25 protein-coding genes and 1 riboswitch are annotated in these 26,377 nt (G+C 72.1%); of the genes, 3 read left to right on the top strand and 22 right to left on the bottom strand.

What is annotated here, in order from left to right:
• Positions 1 to 24: 24 nt before the first annotated feature.
• The 12 genes from AB0924_RS23395 to AB0924_RS23340 all read right to left on the bottom strand — a co-directional run bounded on the left by AB0924_RS23395 (position 25) and on the right by AB0924_RS23340 (position 11,731).
• Positions 25 to 555, bottom strand: a complete 531-nt coding sequence (locus AB0924_RS23395) for a GNAT family N-acetyltransferase (protein ID WP_366912406.1) — start codon at positions 553 to 555, stop codon at positions 25 to 27.
• On the bottom strand, positions 552 to 1,124 hold the full coding sequence (locus AB0924_RS23390; RefSeq protein WP_358932485.1) for a helix-turn-helix domain-containing protein: 573 nt from the start codon (positions 1,122 to 1,124) through the stop codon (positions 552 to 554). The genes AB0924_RS23395 and AB0924_RS23390 overlap by 4 nt, the downstream gene beginning before the upstream one ends.
• Positions 1,125 to 1,159: 35 nt before the next feature.
• Positions 1,160 to 2,071 (bottom strand): LysR family transcriptional regulator, encoded by a 912-nt coding sequence (locus AB0924_RS23385; RefSeq protein WP_366912405.1) that lies wholly within the window; start codon positions 2,069 to 2,071, stop codon positions 1,160 to 1,162.
• A gap of 31 nt (positions 2,072 to 2,102) precedes the next feature.
• Positions 2,103 to 3,296 (bottom strand): glycine C-acetyltransferase, encoded by a 1,194-nt coding sequence (locus tag AB0924_RS23380; protein WP_358932481.1) that lies wholly within the window; start codon positions 3,294 to 3,296, stop codon positions 2,103 to 2,105.
• 36 nt (positions 3,297 to 3,332) lie between these two features.
• Positions 3,333 to 4,361: an L-threonine 3-dehydrogenase gene (gene tdh, locus AB0924_RS23375; RefSeq protein ID WP_358932479.1), complete on the bottom strand. Its 1,029-nt coding sequence runs from the start codon at positions 4,359 to 4,361 to the stop codon at positions 3,333 to 3,335.
• A gap of 200 nt (positions 4,362 to 4,561) precedes the next feature.
• A complete protein-coding gene (locus AB0924_RS23370; RefSeq protein WP_358932477.1) occupies positions 4,562 to 5,137 on the bottom strand; it encodes a GAF domain-containing protein in 576 nt (191 codons plus the stop codon).
• 61 nt (positions 5,138 to 5,198) lie between these two features.
• Complete coding sequence (locus AB0924_RS23365) at positions 5,199 to 5,798, bottom strand: ATP/GTP-binding protein (protein ID WP_358932475.1); 600 nt, start codon at positions 5,796 to 5,798, stop codon at positions 5,199 to 5,201.
• Entirely contained in the window at positions 5,776 to 6,147 is a 372-nt protein-coding gene (locus AB0924_RS23360) for a DUF742 domain-containing protein (protein ID WP_358932584.1), read from the bottom strand. The genes AB0924_RS23365 and AB0924_RS23360 overlap by 23 nt, the downstream gene beginning before the upstream one ends.
• Positions 6,148 to 6,149: 2 nt before the next feature.
• Positions 6,150 to 6,584, bottom strand: coding sequence for a roadblock/LC7 domain-containing protein (locus AB0924_RS23355; RefSeq protein ID WP_358932473.1), 435 nt, complete (start codon positions 6,582 to 6,584; stop codon positions 6,150 to 6,152).
• Positions 6,585 to 6,682: 98 nt separating this feature from the next.
• Entirely contained in the window at positions 6,683 to 8,638 is a 1,956-nt protein-coding gene (locus tag AB0924_RS23350) for an ATP-binding protein (RefSeq protein WP_358932471.1), read from the bottom strand.
• Between the two features lie 382 nt (positions 8,639 to 9,020).
• Entirely contained in the window at positions 9,021 to 10,415 is a 1,395-nt protein-coding gene (locus tag AB0924_RS23345) for a polysaccharide pyruvyl transferase family protein (protein WP_358932469.1), read from the bottom strand.
• A gap of 122 nt (positions 10,416 to 10,537) precedes the next feature.
• Positions 10,538 to 11,731: an MBL fold metallo-hydrolase gene (locus AB0924_RS23340; protein ID WP_358932467.1), complete on the bottom strand. Its 1,194-nt coding sequence runs from the start codon at positions 11,729 to 11,731 to the stop codon at positions 10,538 to 10,540.
• 181 nt (positions 11,732 to 11,912) lie between these two features.
• Here AB0924_RS23340 and AB0924_RS23335 point away from each other — a divergent pair, with 181 nt between their 5' ends.
• Both AB0924_RS23335 and AB0924_RS23330 read left to right on the top strand, forming a co-directional pair.
• Complete coding sequence (locus tag AB0924_RS23335; protein ID WP_358932465.1) at positions 11,913 to 13,094, top strand: Glu/Leu/Phe/Val dehydrogenase dimerization domain-containing protein; 1,182 nt, start codon at positions 11,913 to 11,915, stop codon at positions 13,092 to 13,094.
• Positions 13,095 to 13,161: 67 nt separating this feature from the next.
• Positions 13,162 to 13,752 (top strand): TetR/AcrR family transcriptional regulator, encoded by a 591-nt coding sequence (locus AB0924_RS23330; protein WP_366912404.1) that lies wholly within the window; start codon positions 13,162 to 13,164, stop codon positions 13,750 to 13,752.
• A gap of 123 nt (positions 13,753 to 13,875) precedes the next feature.
• Here AB0924_RS23330 and AB0924_RS23325 read toward each other — a convergent pair whose 3' ends face one another.
• From AB0924_RS23325 to AB0924_RS23315, 3 genes are all read right to left on the bottom strand, one after another.
• Positions 13,876 to 14,661: an SGNH/GDSL hydrolase family protein gene (locus AB0924_RS23325; protein ID WP_358932582.1), complete on the bottom strand. Its 786-nt coding sequence runs from the start codon at positions 14,659 to 14,661 to the stop codon at positions 13,876 to 13,878.
• Between the two features lie 254 nt (positions 14,662 to 14,915).
• Positions 14,916 to 15,881, bottom strand: coding sequence for a peptidoglycan DD-metalloendopeptidase family protein (locus tag AB0924_RS23320; RefSeq protein WP_366912403.1), 966 nt, complete (start codon positions 15,879 to 15,881; stop codon positions 14,916 to 14,918).
• Positions 15,882 to 15,885: 4 nt separating this feature from the next.
• Positions 15,886 to 16,081, bottom strand: a riboswitch (cyclic di-AMP (ydaO/yuaA leader).
• A gap of 270 nt (positions 16,082 to 16,351) precedes the next feature.
• Positions 16,352 to 18,451, bottom strand: a complete 2,100-nt coding sequence (locus tag AB0924_RS23315; protein ID WP_366912402.1) for an alpha-galactosidase — start codon at positions 18,449 to 18,451, stop codon at positions 16,352 to 16,354.
• A 172-nt stretch (positions 18,452 to 18,623) separates the two neighbouring features.
• Here AB0924_RS23315 and AB0924_RS23310 point away from each other — a divergent pair, with 172 nt between their 5' ends.
• Positions 18,624 to 19,421, top strand: coding sequence for a tyrosine-protein phosphatase (locus tag AB0924_RS23310; RefSeq protein ID WP_358932456.1), 798 nt, complete (start codon positions 18,624 to 18,626; stop codon positions 19,419 to 19,421).
• Positions 19,422 to 19,427: 6 nt separating this feature from the next.
• Here the strand turns inward: AB0924_RS23310 and AB0924_RS23305 are convergent, their stop codons facing one another.
• From AB0924_RS23305 to AB0924_RS23275, 7 genes are all read right to left on the bottom strand, one after another.
• Complete coding sequence (locus AB0924_RS23305; protein WP_190019420.1) at positions 19,428 to 19,550, bottom strand: DUF6126 family protein; 123 nt, start codon at positions 19,548 to 19,550, stop codon at positions 19,428 to 19,430.
• Positions 19,547 to 20,170: an XRE family transcriptional regulator gene (locus AB0924_RS23300; protein ID WP_358932453.1), complete on the bottom strand. Its 624-nt coding sequence runs from the start codon at positions 20,168 to 20,170 to the stop codon at positions 19,547 to 19,549. Before AB0924_RS23300 ends, AB0924_RS23305 begins: the two co-directional genes overlap by 4 nt.
• A gap of 74 nt (positions 20,171 to 20,244) precedes the next feature.
• Positions 20,245 to 21,630, bottom strand: coding sequence for an aspartate aminotransferase family protein (locus AB0924_RS23295; protein WP_358932451.1), 1,386 nt, complete (start codon positions 21,628 to 21,630; stop codon positions 20,245 to 20,247).
• Complete coding sequence (gene dxs / locus AB0924_RS23290; RefSeq protein WP_366912401.1) at positions 21,627 to 23,534, bottom strand: 1-deoxy-D-xylulose-5-phosphate synthase; 1,908 nt, start codon at positions 23,532 to 23,534, stop codon at positions 21,627 to 21,629. The genes AB0924_RS23295 and dxs overlap by 4 nt, the downstream gene beginning before the upstream one ends.
• Positions 23,535 to 23,569: 35 nt before the next feature.
• Positions 23,570 to 24,703 (bottom strand): flavodoxin-dependent (E)-4-hydroxy-3-methylbut-2-enyl-diphosphate synthase, encoded by a 1,134-nt coding sequence (ispG, locus tag AB0924_RS23285; protein WP_366912400.1) that lies wholly within the window; start codon positions 24,701 to 24,703, stop codon positions 23,570 to 23,572.
• Between the two features lie 4 nt (positions 24,704 to 24,707).
• Positions 24,708 to 25,730, bottom strand: coding sequence for an adenosyl-hopene transferase HpnH (gene hpnH, locus AB0924_RS23280; RefSeq protein ID WP_366912399.1), 1,023 nt, complete (start codon positions 25,728 to 25,730; stop codon positions 24,708 to 24,710).
• A 5-nt stretch (positions 25,731 to 25,735) separates the two neighbouring features.
• Positions 25,736 to 26,377 (bottom strand): 1-hydroxy-2-methyl-2-butenyl 4-diphosphate reductase, encoded by a 642-nt coding sequence (locus tag AB0924_RS23275; RefSeq protein WP_358932443.1) that lies wholly within the window; start codon positions 26,375 to 26,377, stop codon positions 25,736 to 25,738.

Here is a 26,377-nt window from a genome sequence, read left to right as displayed (position 1 = left end):
CACGCTAGCTCCCGCCACTGACAGTCACCCGGCGGGCGGGCCGACCCGCTTGTAGTAGAGCGTGGTCGGACGCAGTTCACCGGACGGGCTCGCCGCGTAGTCGGGGATGGTGCCGGCCGGGGTCCAGCCGGCCGAGCGGTACAGGTGCTCGGCGCGGCTGCCGGTCTCGGTGTCGAGGTGGAGCAGGGTGACGCCGGCGTGGACGGCCGCTTGCTCGGCGGCGGCGAGGAGGCTGCGGCCGAGGCCCTGTCCGCGCGCGGAGCGGTGCACCATCAGCTTGACGAGTTCGGCGCGGTGGCGGCTGTTGGGGTTGTCGGGCAGGGCCAGGCCGACGGTGCCCGCCACCCGGTCGGCGCCGTCCACGGCCACCCACACCGCCAGCCGTCCGGCGGCCACGGCGTCGGCCCGCTGCCGCCACCACCCGGCGGCCTCTTCCGGCCCGAGCGGCGCGAGGAATCCGACCGAGGCTCCCCCGGCCACGGTGTCGGCCAGCAGCGCGGCCAACTCCTGGCACCGCTCGCGCACTTGGGCGTCGTTCCAGCGCAGTACGGTCATGGCCGCACCACCGCGAGCGCGTAGCGCGCCTCGCCGGGTCCGGGGCAGCGGAACCGTGTCGGGCCGAAGACCCGCATCCGCAGGCAGTCCCCGGCGCCGAGGGTGTGGCTCGCCTCCTCGACGGTCACCTCCAGCGTGCCGTCGAGGACCCACAGGTGCTGTTCGAGGCCGGGCACGGGCGGGCGGTCGTACGCGATGTCGGCGCCCGGGGTGAGTCTGCCCTCGACCAGTTCGCCGCGCAGCCCGCCGTGCGGCGGGGAGACGGACCGCCGCACGAAGCCGGCCGCGGGGTCCCGCCAGACCTGCTGGTCGGCCGCCCGGACCAGTGGGGCCGGCGCCGCCTCGACCTCGCTGAGCAGCTGGGACATGGTGCGTCCGTAGACGTGGCAGAGGCGGTTCAGGAGGGAGGCGGTGGCGCTGATCTCGGCGCGTTCGGCCCGGGACAGGGTGGACCTGCTCACTCCGCTGCGGTCGGCCAGCTCGCCCAGGGACCAGCCGTGCCCGGCGCGGAGTTCGGCCAGCCGGGCGCCGATCCGGGCGTCCACGGGGTCAGGGGCTTCGGTTCTCATATCCGGGACGCTATCCCGGATATGAGACGGCCGTGTTACGGGAGGCTCACGCCCGCCGCCCGCCCCAGGGCCTGGAGCACCGGGCGGATCAGCGGATGTCCCTCGGCGCCCCGTCGGACCGCCGCGAAGACCCGGCGGGTGGGGGCCACCCCGTCCACCGGGCGCACGACGACGCCCGCGAGGTCCATGCCGCGCAGGGCGGAACGGGGTACGAGGGCCACGCCCGCGTCGGCCGAGGCAAGGGCGACCACGGCACGGAAGTCGTCGGAGGAGTGTTCCAGCCGGGGCTGGAACCCGGCACTCTCGCAGGCCAGGACGACCACGTCGTGGCAGGGGTTGCCGGGGTACGGCCCGATCCACGTGTCCTTGGCCAGTTCGGCGAGGGGGACCTCGTCGGCGTCGGCGAGGCGGTGGCCGACGGGGACGACGGCGTCGAAGGGCTCGGCGTACAGCGCCACATGGGTCAGCCGGGGGTCGTCGGCGGCCGGGGCGCCCCGGTACTCCACGGCGACGGCGACGTCCACCTGCCGGTCCAGCACCATCGGCAGACTGGCGTCGCCCTCGGCGTCCTGGACCCGGATCCGTATGCCGGGCGCCGATGAGGCCAGCCGGGCCACGGCGGGCGCCACCACCTCGGCGATGCCGGTGGCGAAGGCGGCCACGGTGACGGTGCCGGCCTCCCCCGAACCGTAGGCGGCCAGCTCGGCCTCGGCCCGCTCGAGCTGGGCGAGGACGGCGTTGGTGTGGCTGAGCAGGATCTCGCCGGCCGGGGTGAGCCGCACGCCCTTGGCGCCCCGCTCGACCAACCGGTGGCCGGTCTCCTGCTCCAGCGCGGTCAGCTGCTGGGAGACGGCAGAGGGGGTGAGGTACAGCGCGGCGGCCGCCGCCGTCACCGTGCGGTGGTCGGCCACCGCACGGAGGATGTGGAGCCGCCGCGCTTCGATCATGGGGTCAATTATCGCCCCATGTCCGCGCTGGTCAGACCGCCAACTCGGCGCGGGCCGCGACGAACGCGTCGACCGCCCGGTGCACGTCCTCGGTGGAGTGCCCGGCGGACAGCTGGACGCGGATACGGGCCTGGCCCTGCGGGACGACCGGGTAGGAGAAGCCGATCACGTACACGCCCCGCTCCAGCAGCAGTTCGGCCATCCGGGCCGCCTCGGCGGCGTCGCCGATCATGACGGGCGCGATGGCGTGGTCGCCGGGGAGGATGTCGAAGCCCTCCTCGGTCATCCGGCGGCGGAACAGGGCGGTGTTCTCGGCGAGCCGGACGCGCAGGTCGTCGGCGGACTCCAGCAGGTCGAGGACCTTCAGGGAGGCGGCGGCGATCACCGGGGCGAGGGTGTTGGAGAACAGGTACGGGCGCGAGCGCTGGCGCAGCAGGGCGACGATCTCGGCGCGGGCGGCGACGTAGCCGCCGGAAGCGCCGCCGAGCGCCTTGCCGAGGGTGCCGGTGATGATGTCCACGCGGTCCATCACGCCGTGCAGTTCGGGGGTGCCGCGGCCGGAGGGGCCGACGAAGCCGACGGCGTGCGAGTCGTCGACCATGACCATCGCGTCGTAGCGGTCGGCGAGGTCGCAGATCTCCGCGAGGGGCGCGAGGTAGCCGTCCATGGAGAAGACGCCGTCGGTGACGATCAGCTTGCGCCGGGCATCGCCGGCGGCCTTGAGCTGCGTCTCCAGATCGGCCAGGTCTCGGTTGGCGTAGCGGAACCGCTTGGCCTTGCTCAGCCGGATGCCGTCGATGATGGACGCGTGGTTGAGGGCGTCGGAGATCACCGCGTCCTGCTCGCCCAGCAGGGTCTCGAAGACACCGCCGTTGGCGTCGAAGCAGGAGGAGTACAGGATGGTGTCCTCCTGGCCGAGGAAGGCCGAGAGGCGGGCCTCCAGCTCCTTGTGCACCTCCTGGGTGCCGCAGATGAAGCGGACCGAGGCCATGCCGTAGCCCCAGCGGTCGAGCGCCTCGTGGGCGGCGGCGACCACCTCGGGGTGGTCGGCGAGGCCCAGGTAGTTGTTGGCGCAGAAGTTGAGGACCTCGCCGGGGCGGCCGCCGGCGCTGACGTTGACGGTCGCGGACTGCGGGGTGTCGATGACCCGCTCGGGCTTGTGCAGACCGGCGGCGCGGATCTCGTCGAGGGTGGCGCGCAGGTCGTCGCGCACGGAGTCGAACATGGGAAGGCTCCTGAAGGTGCTTGCGGGAGAAGGGTTCTACACGGTCCAGTCGAGGATGATCTTGCCGCCGGTGCCGCCGGCCGCGTCGGCGAAGGCGGCCTCGTAGTCGCGGTAGCCGTAGCGGCCGGTGATCACGGGGGCGAGGTCCAGGCCGCCCTCCAGCAGGACCGACATCGCGTACCAGGTCTCGAACATCTCGCGTCCGTAGATGCCCTTGATGGTGATCATCGAGGTGACGACGCGGGCCCAGTCGACGGGGAACTCCTCGGCGGGCAGGCCGAGCATGGCGATCCGGCCGCCGTGCGTCATGTTGGCGATCATGTCGCGCATGGCCTCGGGGCGGCCGGACATCTCCAGGCCGATGTCGAAGCCCTCCCGCAGACCGAGTTCCCGCTGCCCGTCCGCGATGGTGGTCCCGGCGACGTTCAGGGCGAGGCTCACGCCGATCTTGCGGGCCAGCTCCAGGCGCTCCTCGCTGACGTCGGTGATGACGACGTTGCGGGCGCCGGCGTGCCGGGCCACCGCGGCGGCCATCAGGCCGATCGGGCCGGCGCCGGTGATCAGGACGTCCTCGCCGACCAGCGGGAACGACAGCGCGGTGTGCACGGCGTTGCCGAACGGGTCGAAGATCGCGGCGACGTCGAGGTCGACGGGGACGCGGTGCACCCAGACGTTGGACGCCGGCAGCGCGACGTACTCCGCGAACGCGCCGTCCCGGCCGACACCGAGGCCGACGGTGGCCCGGCACAGATGGCGCCGCCCGGCGAGGCAGTTGCGGCACTTGCCGCACACCAGGTGGCCCTCCCCGCTGACCCGGTCACCGACCCGGATGTCGCTGACGTCGCGCCCGGTCTCCACGACCTGCCCGACGAACTCGTGCCCCAGCACGAGCGGCGTGCTGATCGCCTGCTGCGCCCAGCCGTCCCAGGCCCGGATGTGCAGGTCGGTGCCGCAGATACCGGTCCGCATGACCTTGATCAGCACATCACCGGGACCGATGGCGGGCTCCGGGACGTCCGTCAGCCAGAGCCCGGGCTCCGCCTTCTCCTTGACCAGCGCCTTCAACGCTACGGCTCCTGTGGGTGAGGTCCCGGCCCGCGGGCATGCCGAAGAAGCCCGCACCGGGTCAGAGGGGTGGAATCACCCTGCAATCTGCCGTACGCGCGCGCCGGGGTCCATCGAGCTTTTCTTAACCGCCGCCTCAGCTTTCCTTCACGCCCCTGGGCACGGCCCCGGCCGCGCGCCCGGGTCCGGCGCGAGCCCGTTCACAGCGGCAGCCCGTCCCGCGCCGATCCCTCCATGTGCGCGGCGAGTTCGGCGGCCAGCGACTTGATCGTCTCCAGTCCGGTCCTGCCCCAGGCCCGCGGGGCGAGGTCGGCGGCGCACACGGTGCCGAGCGCCATGCCGGAGCTGTCGATGAGCGGGGCGCCGAGGTAGGAGCGGATGCCGTACTCGTCGACCACGGGATTGCCCGCGAAGCGCGGGTAGTCGCGGACGTCCTCCAGGACCAGCGCCTTGCGCCGGACCACCACATGGGGGCAGAAGCCGTGGTCGCGCGGCAGTACGCGGCCGACCTCGGGCCTGCTGCCGTCCTCCCGGACCAGCGGCGCGGCCGCCGGGGCGCGCAGGCCCGCGAAGAACTGGCGGTCCTCGCCGACGAAGTTGACCATGGCGTACGGGGCGCCGGTGAGCCGGGCCAGATGGTCCGCGAAGGCGTCGAGAGCGGGTTCGGGCCGCTCCCCCAGACCGAGCCCGCGGAGTCTGGAGGTACGGGCGGGGGCCTCCTTGTCCTCGGGGGTGAGCAGCAGACCCCGGACCGGACGGGGCGGCTGGTAGCTCATGACCGGTCTCCGGCGCTGTGGACGTACCTCATGGGGCGGCTCCGTGGGCGGTGTGGCTGGATCACAGGTGGGCGCCGTGGCTCGGCGCGGGCGCCGGGGCGTGGGCGATGAGGTGGCGTACGAGGGTGAGCAGGGTCTGGACGCCGGAGCTGGAGATGCGGGCGTCGCAGGGGACGACGGGGATACCGGGATCGAGGTCGAGGGCGGCGCGCACCTCCGCCGGGTCGTAGCGGTAGCCGCCGTCGAACTCGTTGACGGCGACGACGAAGGCGAGGCCGCGCTCCTCGAAGAAGTCCACCGCCGCGAAGCACTCCTGCAGGCGGCGGGTGTCGGCGAGGATGACCGCGCCGAGCGCCCCTTCCGACAGCTCGTCCCACATGAACCAGAACCGCTCCTGTCCCGGCGTGCCGAACAGGTAGAGCACGTGCCGCGGATCGAGGGTGATCCGGCCGAAGTCCATGGCGACCGTCGTCTCGACCTTGTTCTCGATGCCGTCGAGGTTGTCGGTGGCGGCGCTGACGGTGGTGAGCAGCTCCTCGGTGCTGAGCGGGGCGATCTCGCTGACCGCTCCCACGAAGGTCGTCTTGCCGACCCCGAACCCGCCCGCCACCAGGATCTTGAGCGCGGTGGGGAACGGATCAGAGCTGTCGTCGTAGTCCATCGAGCACTGCCTCCAGCAGAGACCGGTCTGTGGGTGTGTGGTGGAAGACGGGGGGCTTGGTGGTCAGCGCCCCGCAGTCGACGAGGTCGGAGAGCAGCACCTTGGTGACCACCGCGGGCAGTCTCAGGTGCGCGGCGACCTCGGCCACCGGGACGGGCGCGCGGCACACCTCGAGCGCCTGGGCGTGCTCGGGGCCGAGGTAGCCGAGGGGGGTGACGCCGGTGGACATCACCTGCGACATGAGGTCGAGGGCGATGCTGGGTTCGGTGCGGCCGTTGCTGACCGTGAACGGGCGCACCAGCCGTCCGGCGGCGTCGTCGAGCCAGGGCCCGTCGCCGGCTGCGGCCACCCTCAAGGCCTCGTCCCCGTGGGTTCGGCGGCGTGCCGGCGGGGCGCGGTCACCAGGTAGGGACGCACGCTCTTGACCAGCATCGCCATCTCGTAGCCCAGCACGGCGGCGTCGGCCTCGCGGCCGGCGAGCACGGCGAGGCAGGTGCCGGAGCCTGCCGTGGTGACGAACAGCAGCGTCGAGTCGAGTTCGACGACGACCTGACGGACGTCGCCGCCGTCGCCGAACCGGATGCCCGCGCTGCGGCCGAGCGAGTACAGGCCGGAGGCCAGGGCCGCCATGTGGTCGGCGCTGTCGGGATCGAGGCCGTGCATGGACTTCACCAGTCCGTCGCAGGACAGGAGCACCGCGCTGGACGTGTGCGGTACGCGCTGCACGAGGCCGCTCAGCAGCCAGTCGAGGTCGGATGCCTGGGCGGTCGGCGCATCGCTCGCCATGGTGGATCGACTCCTTGGGGTACGAAGACCAGCGGGAGCGCTGGATGTGGGGGTGCTGGGGGTGGGGAGGGCGGGGTCCGTGCGGCCGGAGAGGGGGGTCATCCGGCCGGCGCGCTCGCTTCGGGGCTGCCGCCGCTGCCTTCGGCGGCGGGCGAGTACACGGGCTGCCGGGCCGCGGGCAGCGGATCCGGTTCCGTGGGCTCCTGTGCCTCGGCCAGTCCTATGCCGCGCTGGAAGGCGGCCATCAGCCCGGGATCGTGGCCCGCGACGACGTCGGCGTCCTGACGCGGGGCGGGGCCGCCGCGCAACTGCGGGACGATGTGCTCCTGGGCTCGGCGGCGCGGCAGCCGGGGCTTGCCCATGGTGCCGCGTACGGCCGTGCCGCCGCGCGGGACGGGCAGGACGCCCGCGTGGGCCTCCACCACCGGCCGGTCGGAGCCGATGCCGGGTACGGCCTCGGCGGGGTTGGCCCGCTTCTCGCGCGCGGCCCGCACGGGCAGCGGGGCAGGTGCTCCGCCGCCCGGCGCGGGTTCGCTCCGCGCGGTCGCGCCGCGCTCTCCCTCCTCGCGCGTACTGCCGTTGCGGGCGGCCGCGTTCGGCATGTCATCGCCGTGCCCGGACCCGCGCTGCGCGTGCCGGCGCCTGCCGTTGGCCGGGACCGGCGCGGAAGCGGACTCCCCGTGGCCCGGACCGGCCTCGTCGGCCCTTCCCGCGTGGGCCGTTCCCCAGCCGGTCCCCTGCGCCGTCACGGCGTACGGGACGTGGGCCGACGGCACCGCCGGCGAGCCGTGCGCCGCGGGGTTCTCCCGCTGGTGCGTCGCCGCCCCGGCCGCCCCTTGTACGCCCGGCGCCGTGCCCAGCAGCGCCTGGGGCACGACGAGTACGGCCTGCACACCGCCGTAGATGTTGCTCTGCAGGCGCACCGAGATGCCGTGCCGCCGGGCGAGCTGCGAGACGACGTAGAGGCCGATGCGGCCGTCGGCCAGCAGGCTGGCCACGTTGACCTGATCGGGGTCGGCGAGCAGGGCGTTCATCCTGTCCTGCTCGCCGACCGGCATGCCGAGCCCGCGGTCCTCGACCTCCACGGCGAGCCCGGAGGTGACGAGGTTGGCGCGCAGCAGCACCTGGGTGTGCGGGGCGGAGAACACCGTGGCGTTCTCCACGAGTTCGGCGAGCAGATGGATGACGTCGGCCACGGCGTGGCCGCGCAGCTCGCCGTCGATGGGCGGGACCAGCTTGACCCGGGAGTACTGCTCGACCTCGGCGATGGCCGAGCGCAGCACCTCGGTCATGTCCACCGGGTTGCTCCACTGCCGCCGGGACACGGCGCCGCCGAGCACGGCGAGGTTCTCGGCGTGCCGCCGGATGCGGGTGGCGAGGTGGTCGACGTGGAACAGGCCCTTGAGCAGATCGGGGTCCTCGATCTCGTTCTCGAGGTCGTCGAGGATCGAGATCTCCCGGTGCACCAGGGACTGAAGCCGGCGTGCCAGGTTGACGAAGACCTCGAGCTTCTGTTCGCTGCCCGCTTGGCTGGAGAGCTGGGCGGCCTGCACGACGGCGGTGACGGCGCCGTCGTGCGCCCGGGCCAGGTCGGCGGCGAGCAGGTCGAAGTCGTCGGCGTCCGCGGGCGGCCGGCGGCCCGGTCCGCGCCGGACCGGGGCCTCGCCCTGCCGCAACGCCTCTACGAGGGCGTGCAGTTCGGCCTCTCCGCGGGCGGCGCCGCAGCGCAGGGCGTCGACGCGGTCGGTGACCGAGCGAGCCGCTCGGTCGGCGGCCACGGCGGCGATCAGGACGCCCGCGACGGTAACCGCGAACGCTCCGGCGAGCACGGCCCACAGGGTGGGAGCGGGCCTCGTGCCGGTGGAGCGGATGCTGAACAGGACGGCCGCGGTGGCGCTGAGGGCGACGGCGACGGGCGGAAGCACGGCGAGCCGCATGAGTTGGGGCCGTATGTGTGTCTCGGGCAGTGCGGGAGCGGGTCGGGCGACCGGTCTCCCGTGGCGGCCGCCCTCACGGCGGTCGGCACGGGCGGCCGGTGCACGGAGATGAGACATCTGCGTCCTCGTACTGGTCCGTCGGCCTGGTTCGCGCCAGGCCCTGCGTCGTGCGACGGACACTCACAGTAGTCGCCTGCGCATCATGTGCGGCGGGCAGTTGCCAAACTCCCCCGGGCAGCATCCCGCTCTGGTATGAGGCGTCGTACGACAGACCGATAACCGCGCCGGACTGCGGCGTCAGTGTCGTAAGAACTCGATCCGACCTGTTCAGAAGTGGTCAGGAACAAGCAGCGAGGGCCGGTCCGCACTGGTGTGCGGACCGGCCCTCGGCGCGTCCGGGGTCCCGTTCCGGTGTCATGCCGCCCGGGTGTCGACAGCTCGGGGGTGCCGGCGTCGGGGCGGAGGATCCGTCACCTTCCGTCACCCGCGCCAGGCCCGGTCACTTCGGCGCGAGCCGCTTGACCAGGCGCCGCGCCTTGGTGGGCAGACGCTGCTTCGCCTGGGCCTCGAGCGCCCGCAGCCGCTTCTCGCTGGACTCCCGCTGCGCGGCGAGCGCCGCCTCGAGCTTCTTGATGTGGGAGGCCTGAGCGGAGGCCTTCTTCTCGGCCCTGGCGGCCTGGCGCGCGATCGCCTTGTTCTGCTCCCGGAGCATGGTGATGCGGAAGAGCAGGTCGTCCACGTTCTCGGCCTCGGAACGGCGGAACGGCCTGGGGAACCGAGCGGCCCGGACGGCGCGGTCGTACTCCTCGCCGCCGTCCCCGTGCTCGTAGGCGTTCCGCAGTCCGTTCCTCGTCATGAAGTCCAGCAGTCGCTGGAACCCCTCGGCGTAATGCGCGTCGAAAGCCGTGTAGTCGGTCTCGGCATAGAGGCCCGCGACGTCGGTGTCGGCCTCCAGGTCGGTGATGACCCGGTGCGGGATGTGGTGGTACCGGGACAGCTCGAGCGTTCGTGAGTCATGGGCGAACACGAACGCCGGGGTGCCGGCGACCAGAGCGGCGATGTTGCCGTGGATACGCGTTCCGACGGCGAAGTCGTACCGGGTGAGGGCGTCCATCCAGCTGTGCGGCTCCAGCGGGACGCACACGTCGGCCGCGCGTATCAGCGGGTGGGAGCTGAGGTCGGGCATCGGCGTGGACTGCCGGGCGGCGACGGAGGTGTCACCCCAGTAGAGCGTCTGGAGGTCGCGTCCCTCCTGCGCGAAATAGGTGAGGCCGGGGTGCTGCTTCAGGATGGATTCGTTGATGGCCGAGGCGAGTTCGGCGTTGGCGAGCCGCAGCGCGGTGGACAGCGCGATCCGGGCTCCCTCGGGCAGCGCCTGCCCGCCCGAGTGTGCCATCCGGAAGCCGGGGCCCCGGAAGTAGACCGAGGGGCATCCGATGACGTCGACGTCATGGAAACCGAGTTGGCCGAGGTAGCGCTGGGTGAACTCACCTCGCACCCCGATGGACGCCGAACGGTCCAGCACCGCCGCGACGAACCGCTTGACGGCCTCGTCGACGGGCTTCAGGAACGCGGTGTCGTAATCGAGTTTCGCCTGCGCGCCCACTCCGAACACGACCACCGGCACCTTCAGCCTGCCGATGAGGTCCGCGAGGATGTGCATGTGCGGAATGAACTTCGCTTTGAAGGCATTGGCCATCGGCAGCACGAAGACATCGCATTCGTCATTGATCCGGTCCGCGTCCGCGACCGTCAGTTCGGCGAAGTGCGTCGTGTCGACGCGAATCTCCGCGCCCGGCACGGACATGTGCCGGTAGGCGGAATTGGTGTACATGAGATTGCCGACGTTGCCCCGAATGCTGTTGCGCACCAGGGTGCTCTCGATCGTGGGCACGTTGAAAGGGTCGTTCCCCGCCTGCATGAGAATGCGCTTCACAGGCCGAGATCGTAACGGCGCACCACCTCTTTACGGAATCCTTGCGCATCCTTTTCTTCGTCGTGACAGGCGTTTCGGCGTCACCTCTCGCCGGCCAGGTCGACCTCGACGCGGCTGATCTCCGCGACGGTCGAGGGCTGCCGGGGCCGGCGCCGGAGGTGGGCGACGGGTGCCGAGGCGGATCGCCACCAGGCTTCGGCGGGGAGCTTCCCGGCGGGTTCGAAGGGCTCGCCCGGCCGGGGGAGGGCCACCGCCTGACCGGCCTCCCCGGCGGCCTCCTTGGTCCACTCGCCGGGCTCGGCCCAGGGGTGCGGGGCGAGGTTGAAGGTGCCCCAGTGGATCGGGAGCAGTACGCCGTGCGGGGTGCCGCCCTGCAGGTCGAGGTGGGCGCGCAGACCCTCCTCGGGCGTCATGTGGATGTCGGGCCAGAACTCGCTGTACGCGCCGATCTGGATCATCGTGGCGTCGAACGGGCCGTGGGCGGCGCCGATTTCGCGGAAGCCCTCGAAGTAGCCGGTGTCACCGCTGTGGTAGACCCGGTGCTCCTCGCCGGTGACGGACCAGGAGGCCCACAGGGTGTGCTGGGTGTTGCGCAGACCGCGGCCGCAGAAGTGGCGGGCCGGGGTGGCGGTCAGGGTGAGGCCGCCGACCTCGGTGGACTCGTGCCAGTCGAGTTCGCGCAGCCGGTCCGCCGAGACGCCCCAGTGCTCCAGGTGCGCGCCGACGCCCAGCGGCACGGCGAACACGGTGTCCGTACCGGCCAGCGCCTTGATCGTGGGCATGTCCAGGTGGTCGTAGTGGTCGTGCGAGATCACCACCACGTCGACCGGACCGAGCGCGGCCAGCGGCAGCGGCACCGGGTGCAGCCGCCTGGGCCCGACGAAGGGGAAGGGGGAGCAGCGCTCACCCCAGACGGGGTCGAACAGGACGCGGTGACCGTCGATCTCCACGAGCACGCTGGAGTGGCCCATCCAGGTCACCCGCAGCCCCGTCGTGGGCGGCTTGGCCAGGTCGGCGAGGGTGGTGGCGTGCACCGGGACGGTGCCGTCCGGGGAGCGCAGCGGCCGGGTGTCCTTGTCCAGGAACACCTTGGCGAGGTCGAGCGTGGAGCCGGAGGGCCGGGTACGGGCGGTGCCGCCCGGGTTCTGGAAGACGCCGTCCCTGAAGTGCGGGGAACGGCGGATCCGGGCGAGGCGCTCACCGCGCGGCTGCGCGCCGAAGGCCTCGGGCTGCAGCGCGCTGAGCCCGGAGCTCTTGGAACGCCATCCGGTCACGGTTACCTCCAGTGAAGTCGCTGAGGTCCTCCATTATGGTCGGCCCGTCCGACAGGGGTGCCGCCCGCCGAGCCGTCCCGCTCCCCCGGTCGGCCGAGACGTCCCGCACGGCGCTTTGACAGCGGCCCGACGGCTACGGATACTGACCCGTCGTTCAGTAACCGCCCTCCCGGGAGCCCCCATGGCCGCCGCCCCCCTCATGTCGCTCGTGTGGACCGACCACGTCACCGGGCGCCAGGGCTTCCTGGTCGTCGACCGGCTGGTGCGCGGCGTGGCCAGCGGCGGGCTGCGCATGCGCGCCGGCTGCACGCTGGAGGAGGTCACCGGGCTCGCGCGCGGCATGACGATGAAGGAGGCCCTGCACTACGACCCGGAGGCCCGGTACGTCCCCCTCGGCGGCGCCAAGGGCGGCATCGACTGCGATCCGCGGGACCCGGCGGCCTACGGGCTCCTCGTGCGCTATCTGCGCGCCATGCGGCCGTACATCGAGAGCTGCTGGACCACCGGCGAGGATCTGGGTCTCAGCCAGGACCTGGTGGACCGGGCCGCCGCCGAGGCGGGCCTGGTCTCCACCGTTCAGGCCGTGTTCCCGCTGCTGGACGACGAGCCGGCGGCCCGCGCGCGGCTCGCCGACGCCTTCGCGGTGCGGGTGGACGGCGTCGGCCTGGACGAGCTGGCGGGCGGCTGCGGGGTGGCCGAGTCGGTGCTGGCGGCCCTGGACCGGGCCTCGGTGCCGTACCGGGGCACCCGGGTGGCCGTGCAGGGGCTGGGCACGATGGGCGGGGCCACGGCGCGTTTCCTCGCGCGCGCGGGTCTGACGGTGGTGGCGGTGGCCGACGTCAAGGGGACCGTCGCCAACCCGGACGGCCTCGATGTGGAGGCGCTGCTGGCGGCGCGGGACGCCTACGGCACGCTCGACCGCTCCGCGCTGCGCCCGGCCGACCGTGAGCTGCCCGGCGACGCCTGGCTGTCGGCGGACGCGGAGGTGCTGGTTCCGGCGGCGGTCTCGTACGCGGTCGACACTGCCGGGCAGGAGCGGATCACCGCCCGCTGGATCGTCGAGGCCGCCAACATGCCCGTACTGCCGGAGGCGGAGCGGCTGCTGACCGCGCGCGGGGTGACGGTGCTGCCGGACGTGGTGGTCAACTCCGCCACCAACGCCTGGTGGTGGTGGACGCTGTTCGGCGACATCGGCCCGGACGCCGACGAGGCGTTCGCCCACATCCGCCGCTCGATGCGGGCCCTGACCGGGACGGTGCTGGACCGTGCGCGGGCCGACGGGACGACGCCGCGCGCCGCCGCCCACGCCCTGGTGTCGGACCGGCTGCCGGTGATCGCCGGGCGCTTCGGCTGGTACCGCTGACCCCGGCGGGCACGGCCGCCGTCGGTGCCCTGGGGGGCGGCGTCGGCGGACGGACTAGGGTGACCGCGTGGCGAGAGTGCGGTTGAGCGTGGCCGAGCGGCGGGAGGAGATGCTGCGGGCCGCCATCGGGCAGATCGAGGCGCGGGGCGTGGCGGCGGTCAGGATCGCCGACGTGGCCTCGGCGCTCGGGGTGAGCAACGCGCTGGTGCTGTACCACTTCTCGACGAAGGAGAAGCTGGTCGCCGCCGCCTTCGCCTACGCGGCCGAGGACGACCTCGCGCGGCTGCGCGCGCTGCTGGACCGGCGGACCTCCGCCCTGCGCCGGCTGCGCGCCGCCGTGCGCTGGTACGCGCCCACGGGCCAGGCCAAGGGCTGGCGGCTGTGGATCGAGGGCTGGGCGGTGTCGCTGCGAGAGCCGGCCCTGCGGGCGGTCACCCGGGACCTCGACCAGCGGTGGAAGGCGGCGATCGCCGAGGTCATCGCGGAGGGCGTGGCGGCGGGCGAGTTCACCTGCCCCGACCCCACGGGCACGGCCCTGCGGCTCACCGCCCTGCTCGACGGCCTGGCCGTGCAGCTCACGTCCTATCCGGGCGCGGTGCCACGCGCCCGCGCGCAGGAGTGGGTGAACGACGCCCTGGCCAGGGAACTGGGCCTGTAGCGCGCGGAGTCGACCGGCCGGAGCACCCCGGCCCGGAACACGGGCCGGGACTCCGGTGGGCGCGCGGGCGTGCCCCGCACCGCCGGGATCGCGGTACGGGGCACGGTCACGCCGCGCGCGGGGTCAGGCGACCGACGCGATGCGCATCTTGATGTCGTCCGGCGAGAGCGCGCCCTTCGCCGTGACGTGGTCCCCGGAGGACTCCCCGCGCAGTCGGCGGCCGATCCACGGGACGAGGTACTCGCGGGCCCAGTGGACGTCGTCCCGGCGGATCTCCAGGGTGCCCCGGGGCGGCAGCGGCGGCCAGGCCTGCTCCGGGTCGGCCGGGATCTCCAGGCCGAGGGCCTGACCGGCGCGCAGCGCCACGCGCGTGTGCCCCTCGGGCGAGAGGTGCAGCCGGTCGTTGTCCCAGGCCCTGCGGTCCTGGACGGACCTCAGGGACCACAGGTCGAGCACGGGGCAGCCGTACCGGTCGGCGATGGCGCGGACGTGCCCGTTGTAGGTGGCGATCTTGCCGCGCAGATGCTTGAGCACCGGCACGCCCCGGGTGTCGAAGCCGGTCGTCACCATCACCGTGCCCGCGGCCGCCGCGAGGGGGGCGAGGGCCCGCTCGAAGCGCTCGGCCACCTCGTCGGGGTCGGTGCCCGGCCGGATGATGTCGTTGCCGCCCGCACAGAAGGAGACGAGGTCCGGGGCCAGTTCGACGGCCCTCGGGAGCTGGTGCTCGACGATCTGGTCGAGCAGCTTCCCGCGGACCGCGAGGTTGGTGTACTTGAAGTCGCCCTCGGGCCGCCGGTCGGCGAGCAGGACCGCGAACCGGTCGGCCCAGCCGACGAACGCCCCGTCGGGCCCGGGGTCGCCGACGCCCTCGGTGAAGCTGTCCCCCACCGCCACGTACGACCCGATCACTGATGTGTTGTCACTCTTCGAATCGTCTGCCACGTCGGACCATGATTCACCTTCGGATGTGACTTACGCGACCGTAGGCAGGGGTTGACGAGCGGTGAGATGAGACACCCTTAAAGAAATTGCCAACCCAGGAATACGGCCGGTACGGGGACCGTCCGGACACACCGAAGGCCGGACCCGGGGATCGGGGGTCCGGCCTTCGGAGGCGTGTCAGGCAGGTGGGCGTGAGGAGCGTGTCCCTCGGCGCCGGTGGCTCAGAGGGCGACGCCGTGCGAGCGGAGGTAGGCGACCGGGTCCACGTCCGAGCCGTAGTTCGGCGTGGTGCGGATCTCGAAGTGCAGGTGCGGGCCGGTCACGTTGCCGGTGGCGCCGGAAAGGCCGACCTGCTGGCCCGGGGTCACCGTCTGACCGGCCGACACCGAGAGCTGCGAGAGGTGGGCGTACTGGGCGTAGTAGCCGTCGTTCAGCTTGATGACGACCTGGTTGCCGTACGCGCCGCCCCAGCCGGCGGAGACGACGGTGCCGGCGCCGACGGCCTTGAGGGAGGTGCCGGTGGGGACGACGAAGTCGACGCCCGTGTGGTAGCCGCTGGACCACATGCTGCCCGCCACGTGGTACGCGGTGCCGACGGTGGGCGCGGCGACCGGGAGGGTGTAGCCGGTGGCGGGGGCCGCCTCGGCGGCCTGGGTGGCCTGGGTGGCCTGGGTGGCCTGGGCCACCGGGGACGCCTGGGCCAACGGAGACGCCTGGGTGGCGGGGGTCGCCCGGGCGGTCTTCGCCGGCGCCTCCGCCCGGGCCTTCGAAGGCTGCGCGGGGGCGGGGGACTCGGCGCGGGTGGGGGCGGCGGCCTTCTTGCCGAGCGACAGCTTCAGACCCGGGTGGATCAGGGCCGGATTCTCGCCGACGGCCTGCCGGTTGTCCGCGTAGAGCCGGTGCCAGCCCCCGCTCACGTGCTGCTCGCCGGCGATCTTCGCGAGGCAGTCGCCGGACTTCACCGTGTAGGTGCGAACGCCAATGGCCTGCTGCGCGGCGGTCTTCCCGGCCGCCGTCTTCGCCACGGACTGCACGGTCTTTCCGGAGACGGGCTGCGCGGTGGCGGCGTGCGCTCCGGTGGCACCCAGCAGGGGCAGGGCCAGTGCGGCACCGCCGGTTCCGGCGACGGCGACGGAACGGGTGAAACGCTGGGTCTTGGGACGGCGGTGCTTACCCTTCGCGGGCATGACGCATTCCTCTCCGGCGCCTGCGAGGTGAGCTGTCGGGTTCGGGCTGGAGCTGCCCGGCCGCGCGGTGCGCGGCTGCACCCCGAGCCTGTCGCGGAGACCGGGACAGGCAGTCGTACCTGGCGGGTCCCCCGCTCCTGCCGCGCACGGGTCATGTGTGTGGGACTCCGGGCGGCGGCAGGATTCGGCGTTCCGTCCGGATTGATGGCGAACGTAAGCGAGCCCGACGCACGGAAACAAGCGACCGATTCCCGGCGTTCAGGTGCCAGAAGATCCAAATGGGAAATTCGTGGTCACGGTGCGTGAATTCGCACCCGCGCGGTCGAGTCAATTTCCCGTATTCGCTTGGGCATTAGGTGGACATGACGAACAGCGGACGGTCACGGTTATGACGCTCCTCACGCCCCGCTGCCCCAGGCGCCTTTATTCCACACCTAGTTGGAATGAACGGGCCACTCAGGACATAAGGGTCAGATGCGACACAGACGGAGAACTGCCGCATCCAGGTCGCCGCGCAGCCCGGTCGGCAGTCCGTGGTGCAGCAGAACGGCACCTCTGTGAACTTCGCCCGTTTCGCGGCATTCGTACGATGCCGTCGGGTCGAGTCCGCGCAGTCGTACGCGCGGTACCGGCTCTCCGTAGCTCTGCGTCTGGAGCCAGGCCAGGACCACCGCCTCGTCCCCGAGCACGTACTGGACGGCGCTCAGGCCGCCCGTCGGGGGCCGCAGCCGGTACAGGTCGCCGCGCTGGACGAGCGGCCGGATCTCCTTGTAGAGGGCCACCCACTCCCTGGCTTCGGCCAGTTCCTCGTCGGTCCACTCGGTGAGGTCGCCGCCGATACCGAGCACACCCGCCATGGAGCTGACGAACCGGAAGCGCAGGGCGCTGATCCTGCCGTTGAGCTGGGTGTTCGGGCTGTCGGTGACCCAGGCCGCCATCACGCGCGCGGGGTGGATCTGGCTGAAGCCGTGCTGGATGGCGAGCCGGTCCAGCGGGTCGGTGTTGTCGGAGGTCCACACCTGGTCGGTGCGGCTCAGCACACCGAGGTCGATCCGGCCGCCGCCCCCTGAGCAGGACTCGAAGGCGACCCGGGGGTGGGCGGCGCGCAGCCGGTCCAGCAGGGCGTACAGCGCGCGGACGTGGTCGACCCACAGGCGCTGCGGGTACGGCTCCCCCGGCCAGCCGGCGTCGGTGAAGCAGCGGTTGAAGTCCCACTTCACATAGTCGATCGGGGCGCCGGACAGCAGGGCGTCCAGCCGCTCCCACAGGTACTCCTGGACGTCCTCCCGGGCGAGGTTGAGGACGAGTTGGTTGCGCAGTTCCGTCCGCCTGCGGCCCGGCTGGTACTGCACCCAGTCGGGGTGGGCCCGGTACAGGTCGCTGTCCGGGTTGACCATCTCGGGCTCGACCCAGACACCGAACCGCATGCCGAGGCCGTGCACCTGGTCCGCCAGGGGCCCGAGGCCGTGCGGGAACCGGTCGGGGTTGGGGGTCCAGTCCCCGAGCCCGGCCCGGTCGCTGGTGCGGGCCCCGAACCAGCCGTCGTCGACGACGAACAGCTCGACGCCGATGCCGGCCGCGCGCCGGGCGAGCGCCGCCTGCCGCTCCTCGGAGATGTCGAAGAACGTCGCCTCCCAGGAGTTGAACAGCACCGGCCGGTCCCGCTCGGCGTCCGGGATCACATGCGCACGCTGGTAGGCGTGCCAGGTCCGGCTGGCCCCGCCGAAGCCACCGTCGCTCCACAGGCCCGCGAAGACGGGGGTGCTGTACGACTCCCCCGGCGCCAGGAGCAGCAGGCCCGAGTCGTCGTGGCCGGCCCCGCCGGTGATCTGCACGCGCGCGTCCGGGAGTTGGGCGACGGCGATCCGCCAGGAGCCGGACCAGCCGAGCGCGCAGCCGTAGACCTCGCCGCGTTCCTCGGTGGCGTCGGTGTCGAGGGCGACCCAGGGCAGGTGCTGGTGGCCGGTGTGGCCGCGGCGGCTGCCGATGACCTTCTCGCCGTGGGTGAGCGGCGCGCGGGTGAGCAGGGACTCGGCGGCCCAGCGGCCGTGCAGCTGGGACAGCCGCCAGCCGTCGCGTTCGGGCAGGGTCCAGGTGGCGGCGTCGGCGCGCAGCAGCTCCACGCGCGTGTGCCCGCCGTTCTCCAGGGTGACCCGGCGCTCCACGACGTCACCGCGCATCCGGTAGTGCAGGGTGATCGCCAGTCCGTCGTCGTCGAAGCGCAGCCGCAGCTCCGCGCCGTCGGTGCCGTCTCCCGTCCCGTCCCGGTCGCATTCGTACGACACGAAGCGCCATTCGGTGCCGCGCCGCTCGTCGGTGCGCACACAGAGGGCGGGACGGACGAAGCGGGGGCCGCCCTCGACGGGGTACTCCTCGCGGCCGTCGAGCGGGGACTCGAAGGGCCGGTAGACGGGCAGCGGGCTCAGGGCCAGGGCCTCGGCGTCGGCGAGCGCGATGCGGGGCCCCCAGTGGAGGTGGAGCAGTTCGTGCGCCTCGGTCAGGTGCAGGGCATAGCTGCTGGTGGGCCCCGACAGGAGCCAGGTGCGTCCGTTCTCGGCGATGTCCACCATCGAGACCTCACAGGTGTCAACAGATCCGCGCAGGTGCGCACATCATCGGGGCCGGTACGCTCCGGTGGCAACGCCTGTGGACAACTCGTTGCCCGAGATGATCGATGTCGTATCGTCGACGGAGCGCCCGCCGGCGAGCCGAGCCGACGGGGTCCGACCGGGAGGAGCCCCCGTGACGCAGCAGGTCCCGTCGACCGAGCCCGATCTGGCCGGAGTGCGCAACTTCCGTGACGTGGGCGGACTGCCGACCGAGGACGGCCGGCGGGTGCGCTCGGGGGTGCTTTTCCGCAGCGGCCACCTCGCGCACGCGACGGACGAGGACGCGGCCTTCCTCGGCTCCCTGGGCCTGCACACGGTGTTCGACTTCCGCAACGCGGCCGACCAGAAGCTGGAGGGCCCGGACGTCGCCCTGCCGGGCGTGCGGAACGTGAACCTGCCGCTGAGCGACCCGGCGGACGGTGCCGAGTTCTGGAAGATGGTCCGCGACGGCGACCTCGACCAGTTGCGCGGCATCCTCGCGGACGGCAAGGGCGCCGCCCGGATGGTCGCCTCCTACCGGAAGATCGTGACCGAACGCACCGCCGAGCACTCCCGTGTGCTGCACGCGCTGGCCGAGGACAGCGTCCCCGCGCTGATGCACTGCGCCGCGGGCAAGGACCGGGCGGGCATCTCCATAGCGGTGACCCTGCTCGCCGTGGGCGTGGAGCGCGACGCGATCGTCGCCGACTACCTGGAGTCCAACGCCAAGCACCGCCGCTACAAGGTGCGCCGCAACGGCAGCCCCGACTCCGCGTACACCCCCGAGGTGATGGACCTGCTCAGCCCGCTCTTCGACGCGCGCGCGGAGTATCTGCAGGCGGCGTTCGGGAGCATCGAGGCGACCTGGGGCGGGCTCGACGCCTACTTCGAGCAGGGCCTCGGACTGACCTCGCGGACCCGTGAGCGGCTGCGGGAGCGCCTGCTCGACTGACCTCCGTCAGCTCTTGGCGCCCACCGCGAACAGCAGGTAGAGGAACGCGGCGAACAGGTGGCCCACGGCGATGTAGATGATCAGCCGGATCCACAGGGAACGGGGGAACTTCTCCTCGAAGTCGCTCATGGCAGCTCTCCAGTCAGGGGGCCCAGGCACAGCGCGGCCGTGGGGCTCTGCAGCAGGGTGTGGACGAACAGAAGCTCCACGCCGTCCTGGTCCTCGGCGGCCAGGCGGTGCGGGGTGAGGGAGTCGAAGTGCGCGCTGTCGCCGGGGGCGAGCAGGTGCGCGGTGTCACCGAGGCGCAGCCGGAGACGCCCCTTCAGGACGTGCAGCCACTCCTCGCCGGGATGGACGCGCACGATGTCGCCCTGCGTGCCGTACGGCACCCGGACACGCAGCGCCTGCATGCCCCGTCCGGACGCGCCGGCCTGGAAGTAGGTCCAGCCGCCCGCGCGGGTGGGCTCCATGTCGGCGGCGCGGACGATGGCGTCCCGGTCGGCGACCCGCTCGCCCAGCAGTTCGGAGACGGTCGTACCGTAGATACGGGCGAGCGCGAGCAGCATCGGCAGCGAGGGCTGGCGCCCGCCGGTCTCCAGCCGGGAGAGGTGGGCGGGCGAGAGCCCGGCGGTGCGGGCCGCCGCCTCCAGGGTGAGGCCGGTGCGCCGGCGCAGGGCGCGGAGCTGCGGCGCCACGGCGGGCAGGTCGTCGCCCTCGCCCGCCGGTGGCGAGGCTTCTGAGGCGTTCATGCCTCCATTGAGCCGCAGGTTTGCCTCTGTGGCAAATTTCTTGCCTCAGAGGCAAACCCATCCGGCGGTCGCGCTCAGCGGTTGCCCACCGCCTGTTTGATCAGCGTCTTCCCGAAGTCCCACATCAGTCCGCCGCCGCTGTGCGCGTCGTCCATGACGGCGGTGAAGGCGGCGACGAACCGGTCCACATCGGCTTCGTCGATGATCAGCGGCGGGATGAGCTTGATCACCTCCAGATGGTCACCGGAGACCTGCGTGAGGATCTGGTGGCGCTGGAGCAGCGGGACGACGACCATCTGCGCGAACAGGCCCTTGCGGGCGGCCTGCAGCATGGTCCAGCGGCCGCGCAGCTTCAGCGAGGAGGGCCGCCCGAACTCGATGCCGATCATCAGGCCCCGGCCGCGCACGTCCGCCAGCAGCTCGTACCGGTCGATCAGCGCGGTGAGCCGCGACTTCAGCAGCTCGCCGGTGGCCCGCACCCCGGCGACGATCTGCTCGTTCTCCATGACCGACAGCACGGCGAGCCCGGCGGCCATGGCCTGGGCGTTGGCGCCGAAGCTGGCCGAGTGGACCAGGACGCGGTCCATGGACGAGTAGACCTTCTTGAAGATCCACTCCTTGCCCAGGGTGGCGCCGACCGGTACGTAGCCGCCGGACAGCGCCTTGGCCACGCACACCAGGTCCGGCTCCACGCCCTCCTCGTGCTGGTAGGCGTAGAAGTCGCCGGTGCGGCCGAGGCCGGTCTGCACCTCGTCGGCGATCAGCAGCGCCTTGTGGCGGTGCAGCAGCTCCTGGGCGGCGCGCAGATAGCCGGGCGGTGCCTCGTGCACCCCCTTGCCCTGGATGGGCTCGACGATCAGGGCGGCCACGTCGCCCTTCTTCAGCTCCCTGGCCAGCGCGCCGAGGTCGCCGAGGGGCACTGCGGTGTCGGGCAGCAGCGGGGCGAAGCCGTCACGGAAGCCGTCCTCGCCGTTGACCGACAGGGAGCCGGTGGTCAGGCCGTGGAACGCGTGGTCGCAGTACAGCACGCGGGGCCTGCCGGTGGCGTACCGGGCGAACTTCAGGGCGGTCTCCACCGCCTCGGTGCCGCTGTTGCCGAAGAACACCCGGTCCAGATGCGGGCTGTGGGCGAGCAGCCGCTCCGCGAGCAGGCCCGGCAGCGGCTGGCAGTCGAAGCGGGTGAGGTCGGCGAGGCCGAGGTCCAGGACCTCGTGCAGCGCCTTGCGGACGACCGGGTGATGGCGGCCGAGGCCCATCACACCGAACCCGGCGAGCATGTCCAGGTAGTCGGTGCCGTCCGCGTCGAAGAAGTGGGCGCCTTCGGCCCGTTCGTAGACCCGGTCGAAGCCGATGGTGTGCAGCATCCGCGGGAGCTGCGGGTTGAGGTGCTTGGCGTGCAGCTCGTAGCGTTCGGCTCCGCGCTCGGCGAGGAGGGCGCCGAGGTCGAACTCCGTGCTCATTCACTCTCCTTGGCTGTGCCATCGAGGGCCCTCACGGCCTTGACGGCCAGGCTCGCGCTGATGCGCCCGGCGATCTCCACGGGCGTGAGGCCGATGTCGGCCAGTACTTCGCCGCGCTTGGCGTGTGCGAGGAACTGGTCCGGGATGCCGAACCGGCGTACCGGCACGTCCACGTCCGCGTCGCCGAGGGCCAGTGCCACGGCCGAACCGACGCCTGCCGCACGGCTGTTGTCCTCCACCACGGCGACCAGGCGGTGCCCGGCGGCCAGGCCCGGCAGGGCGGGGTCGACGGGCTTGACCCAGCGGGGGTCCACCACCGTGCAGCCGACGCCCCGGGCCGCGAGCAGCTCGGCTGCCTGGAGGCACACCGGCGCCATCACGCCGACGGCCACCAGCAGCACGTCGGGGTGTTCGCCGCGGTGCAGGACGTCCATGCCGCCCACCTGGCCGACCGCCGGGATGTCCGGGCCGACCGATTCCTTGGGGAAGCGCACCAGAGTGGGCGCGTCGTCCACGGCGACCGCCTCGCGCAGTTGGGCGCGCAGTTGCCCGGCGTCGCGCGGGGCGGCGATCCGCAGGCCGGGTACGACCTGGAGGACGGACATGTCCCACATGCCGTTGTGGGACGCCCCGTCCACTCCGGTGACGCCGGCCCGGTCCAGCACGAAGGTGACCCCGCAGCGGTGCAGAGCCACGTCCATCAGCAACTGGTCGAAGGCGCGGTTGAGGAAGGTGGCGTAGACGGCGACGACGGGATGGAGTCCGCCGGTCGCGAGTCCGGCCGCCGAGACGGCCGCGTGCTGCTCGGCGATGCCCACGTCCCACACCCGGTCGGGGAACCGCTCGGCGAAGCGGCCGAGGCCCACCGGGTGCAGCATGGCCGCCGTGATCGCGACGACGTCCTCGCGCTCCTCGCCGATGCGGACGATCTCCTCGCCGAACACCGAGGTCCAGGAGGGACCGCCGGCCGGCGCGAGGGGCGCGCAGGTGAGCGGGTCCATCACGCCGACGGTGTGGAAGTGATCCTCCTCGTGGGCCAGGGCGGGTTCGTAGCCGCGGCCCTTCTCCGTGAGGCAGTGGACCAGGACGGGCCCGTGGAAGCGTTTCGCGCGGCGCAGCGCCGACTCGACGGCGCCGATGTCGTGCCCGTCGATGGGGCCGACGTACTTCAGCCCGAGGTCCTCGAACATGCCCTGCGGGGCGAAGGCGTCCTTGAAGCCCTTCTTCGCGCCGTGCAGGGACTCGTAGATCGTGCTGCCCACCACCGGGGTGCGCAGCAGCACCTCCTTGCCCCAGGCGAGGGCCTTCTCGTACCCGTCGGTGGTGCGCAGGGTGGCCAGATGGCTGGCGAGGCCGCCGATGGTCGGGGCGTAGGAGCGCTCGTTGTCGTTGACGACTATGATCAGCGGCCGGTCCCTGGCGGCCGCGATGTTGTTCAGTGCCTCCCAGGCCATGCCGCCGGTCAGCGCGCCGTCGCCGGTGACCGCGACCACATGCCCCTTCTCCCCCAGCACCTGGTTGGCCTTGGCGAGCCCGTCCGCCCAGCCCAGCGCGGTGGAGGCATGACTGTTCTCGATGACGTCGTGCTCGGACTCCTCGCGCGACGGGTAGCCCGACAGGCCGCCCTTGCCACGCAGCTTGGAGAAGTCCTGACGCCCCGTCAGCAGCTTGTGCACATAGCTCTGGTGGCCGGTGTCCCACAGGATGCGGTCGACCGGTGACTCGAAGACCCGGTGGAGTGCGATGGAGAGTTCCACCACCCCCAGGTTGGGCCCCAGGTGACCGCCGGTTCTCGACACCGCGTGCACCAGGAACTCACGTATCTCTTCGGCTAGTTCCCCGACTTCCGCCTCGGACAGCGCCTTCAGGTCGCGTGGTTGCCGGATGGTCTCCAGGATCGTCACGCTGGGCCCCCTCTCGGTCCGTGCCGTGCCTTGCCTCAACTCACTTCGTCCGCGGCGCCCGCCCCCTCGGCGAGCTTCATGGCCTCCTCGATGAGGGTCTCCACGATCTTGGACTCGGGGACGGTCTTGATGACCTCGCCCTTGACGAAGATCTGGCCCTTGCCGTTGCCCGAGGCAACTCCGAGGTCGGCTTCACGGGCCTCGCCCGGGCCGTTGACCACGCACCCCATCACCGCGACCCTGAGCGGCACTTCCATGCCGTCCAGGCCTGCCGTGACCTCCTCCGCCAGCTTGTAGACGTCGACCTGGGCGCGGCCGCAGGACGGGCAGGAGACGATCTCCAGGCCACGCTGCTTGAGGTTCAGGGACTCCAGGATCTGGTTGCCGACCTTGACCTCCTCCACGGGAGGCGCGGACAGCGACACCCGGATGGTGTCGCCGATGCCCTGGGAGAGCAGCGCGCCGAAGGCGACCGCCGACTTGATCGTGCCCTGGAAGGCGGGGCCAGCCTCCGTGACGCCGAGGTGCAGCGGGTAGTCGCACTGGGCGGCGAGCTGCTTGTAGGCCTCGATCATCACGACCGGGTCGTTGTGCTTGACCGAGATCTTGATGTCCCGGAAGTCGTGCTCCTCGAACAGGGACGCCTCCCACAGGGCCGACTCGACCAGCGCCTCCGGGGTGCCCTTGCCGTACTTCTGCAGCAGCCGCCGGTCCAGGGAACCCGCGTTGACGCCGATCCGGATCGGGGTGCCGTGGTCCCTGGCGGCCCGCGCGATCTCCTTGACCTTGTCGTCGAACTGCTTGATGTTGCCCGGGTTGACGCGGACGGCCGCGCAGCCCGCCTCGATGGCGGCGAAGACGTACTTCGGCTGGAAGTGGATGTCCGCGATCACCGGGATCCGAGACTTGCGGGCGATGGCCGGCAGCGCGTCCGCGTCGTCCTGCGTGGGGCAGGCGACCCGGACGATCTGGCAGCCGGACGCGGTCAGTTCCGCGATCTGCTGGAGGGTGGCACCGATGTCCGACGTGCGGGTGGTCGTCATCGACTGCACCGAGACCGGAGCTCCGCCCCCGACCGCCACCGGCCCGACGTCGATCCGCCGCGACACACGCCGCGGAGCGACCGGCCGGGCCGGCACCTCGGGGACACCCAGAGGGACGGCGGTCACGGCGTCACTCCCGGTTTCCGGAGACGGTCTCGCGCATGGCCCGCAGCGACTCCTTCAGGGAGCCCATGGTGGCGAGGACGGCGGTGGGCTCGTAGCCGCAGTGCGCCATGCAGTTGGCGCAGCGGGGGTCCTTGCCGCGGCCGTACTTGTCCCAGTCGGTCTCCTCGATGAGCTCGCGGTACGTCGGGACGTAGCCGTCGCTCATCAGGTAGCAGGGGCGCTGCCAGCCGAAGAGCGAGTAGTTCGGGATCGCCCAGGCGGTGCAGGGGAAGTCGACCTTTCCCTCCAGGAAGTCCAGGAAGAGCGGGGAGTGGTTGAGCCGCCACTTGCGGCGGTTGCCGCCCGCGAAGGCCTTCCGGAACAGCTCGCGGGTCTGCTCCACGCCCAGGAAGTGCTCCTGGTCGGGCGCCTTCTCGTAGGCGTAGGCGGGCGAGATCATCATCTCGTCCACCCGCAGGTCGTCATTGAGGAAGTTGAGCACCTCGATGACCGTCTGCGGGGTGTCGGTGTTGAAGAAGGTGGAGTTGGTGGTCACCCGGAAGCCGCGCCGCTTGGCCTCCTTGATGGCCTCCACCGCCTCGTCGAACACCCCCTCCTTCGCGACCGACTCGTCGTGCCGCGCCCGAAGCCCGTCGATGTGCACCGCGAAGGCGAAGTAGGGCGAGGGCGTGAACTTGTCCATCTTCTTGCGCATCAGCAGCGCGTTGGTGCAGAGAAAGACGTACTTCCGCTTGGCCACGAGCTGGCGCACGATCTCGTCGATCTGCGGGTGCATCAGCGGTTCCCCGCCGGCGATGGACACCATCGGCGCACCCGACTCCAGCACCGCGCCCACGGCCTGGGCGACCGGCATGCGCTGCTTGAGCACGCCGGCCGGGTGCTGGATCTTGCCGCAGCCCTCGCACTTGAGGTTGCACGCGAAGAGCGGTTCCAGTTCGACGATGAGCGGAAACTTGTCCCGCCTGCGGAGTTTCTGTTCGGCCAGGTATGTAGCGACCTTGATGGACTGACGCAACGGCATGGCCATCTGGCTCACCTCCGGGGGAGCGACAAAGAACGGTGCCATTCATGAAAGGCGGGAAGAACGGAACGAAGAACGCGGAAAGCTGATATTCCACCGCGCAGCGTGCCGATCCGGACGAGTTCATGTTCCGGAGCGTCCACGACCACCCGTACGGCCGCAACCGGACGCTCGCCGGCGCGCACGGCGCTCAGCAGCGTGGCCGCCGACTCCATGTCGACGGCGATCGCGCCGGTCGCGCGCAGCGCGGACCTCTCCGGGCCGCGGACGACGTGGTCGGAGCCGGTGAGCGGTCCGGTGTGGACGGTGCGCCCGGGCAGGACGCGCGCGAGCTCCTTGACGAGTGGTTCGGTGTCCACGCACGGGACGGTCCCGCACGGGTCCCGGGTCTCCTCGGCGACGACCAGGTCTCCGGGGTGCATACCGGGGGCGAGCCCGGCGCAGAAGCCGGTGGCCAGGACGGCCGCGGCGGTGAGCGCCGGCTCGGACAGGTACCGGGTGACGGACCGTTCCGCCGCCCGGGGGCCCATGCCGGTGCGGACGAAGGTGACCGGCCCTCCCGCCCCGCCCCGGTCGCCGGTGCGCAGGGCGAGGTGCTCGATGCCGAGCGCACAGGCGATCAGCAGCGGAGGCGGAGCGGGCCGGGTGCTCAC

The sequence above is a fragment of the Streptomyces sp. NPDC047869 genome, assembly GCF_040704065.1.
In the GTDB taxonomy this organism is placed as follows: Bacteria; Actinomycetota; Actinomycetes; order Streptomycetales; family Streptomycetaceae; genus Streptomyces.
Note: the sequence above shows the minus strand (reverse complement) of the source record. Positions and strands in the feature narration are given on the sequence as shown.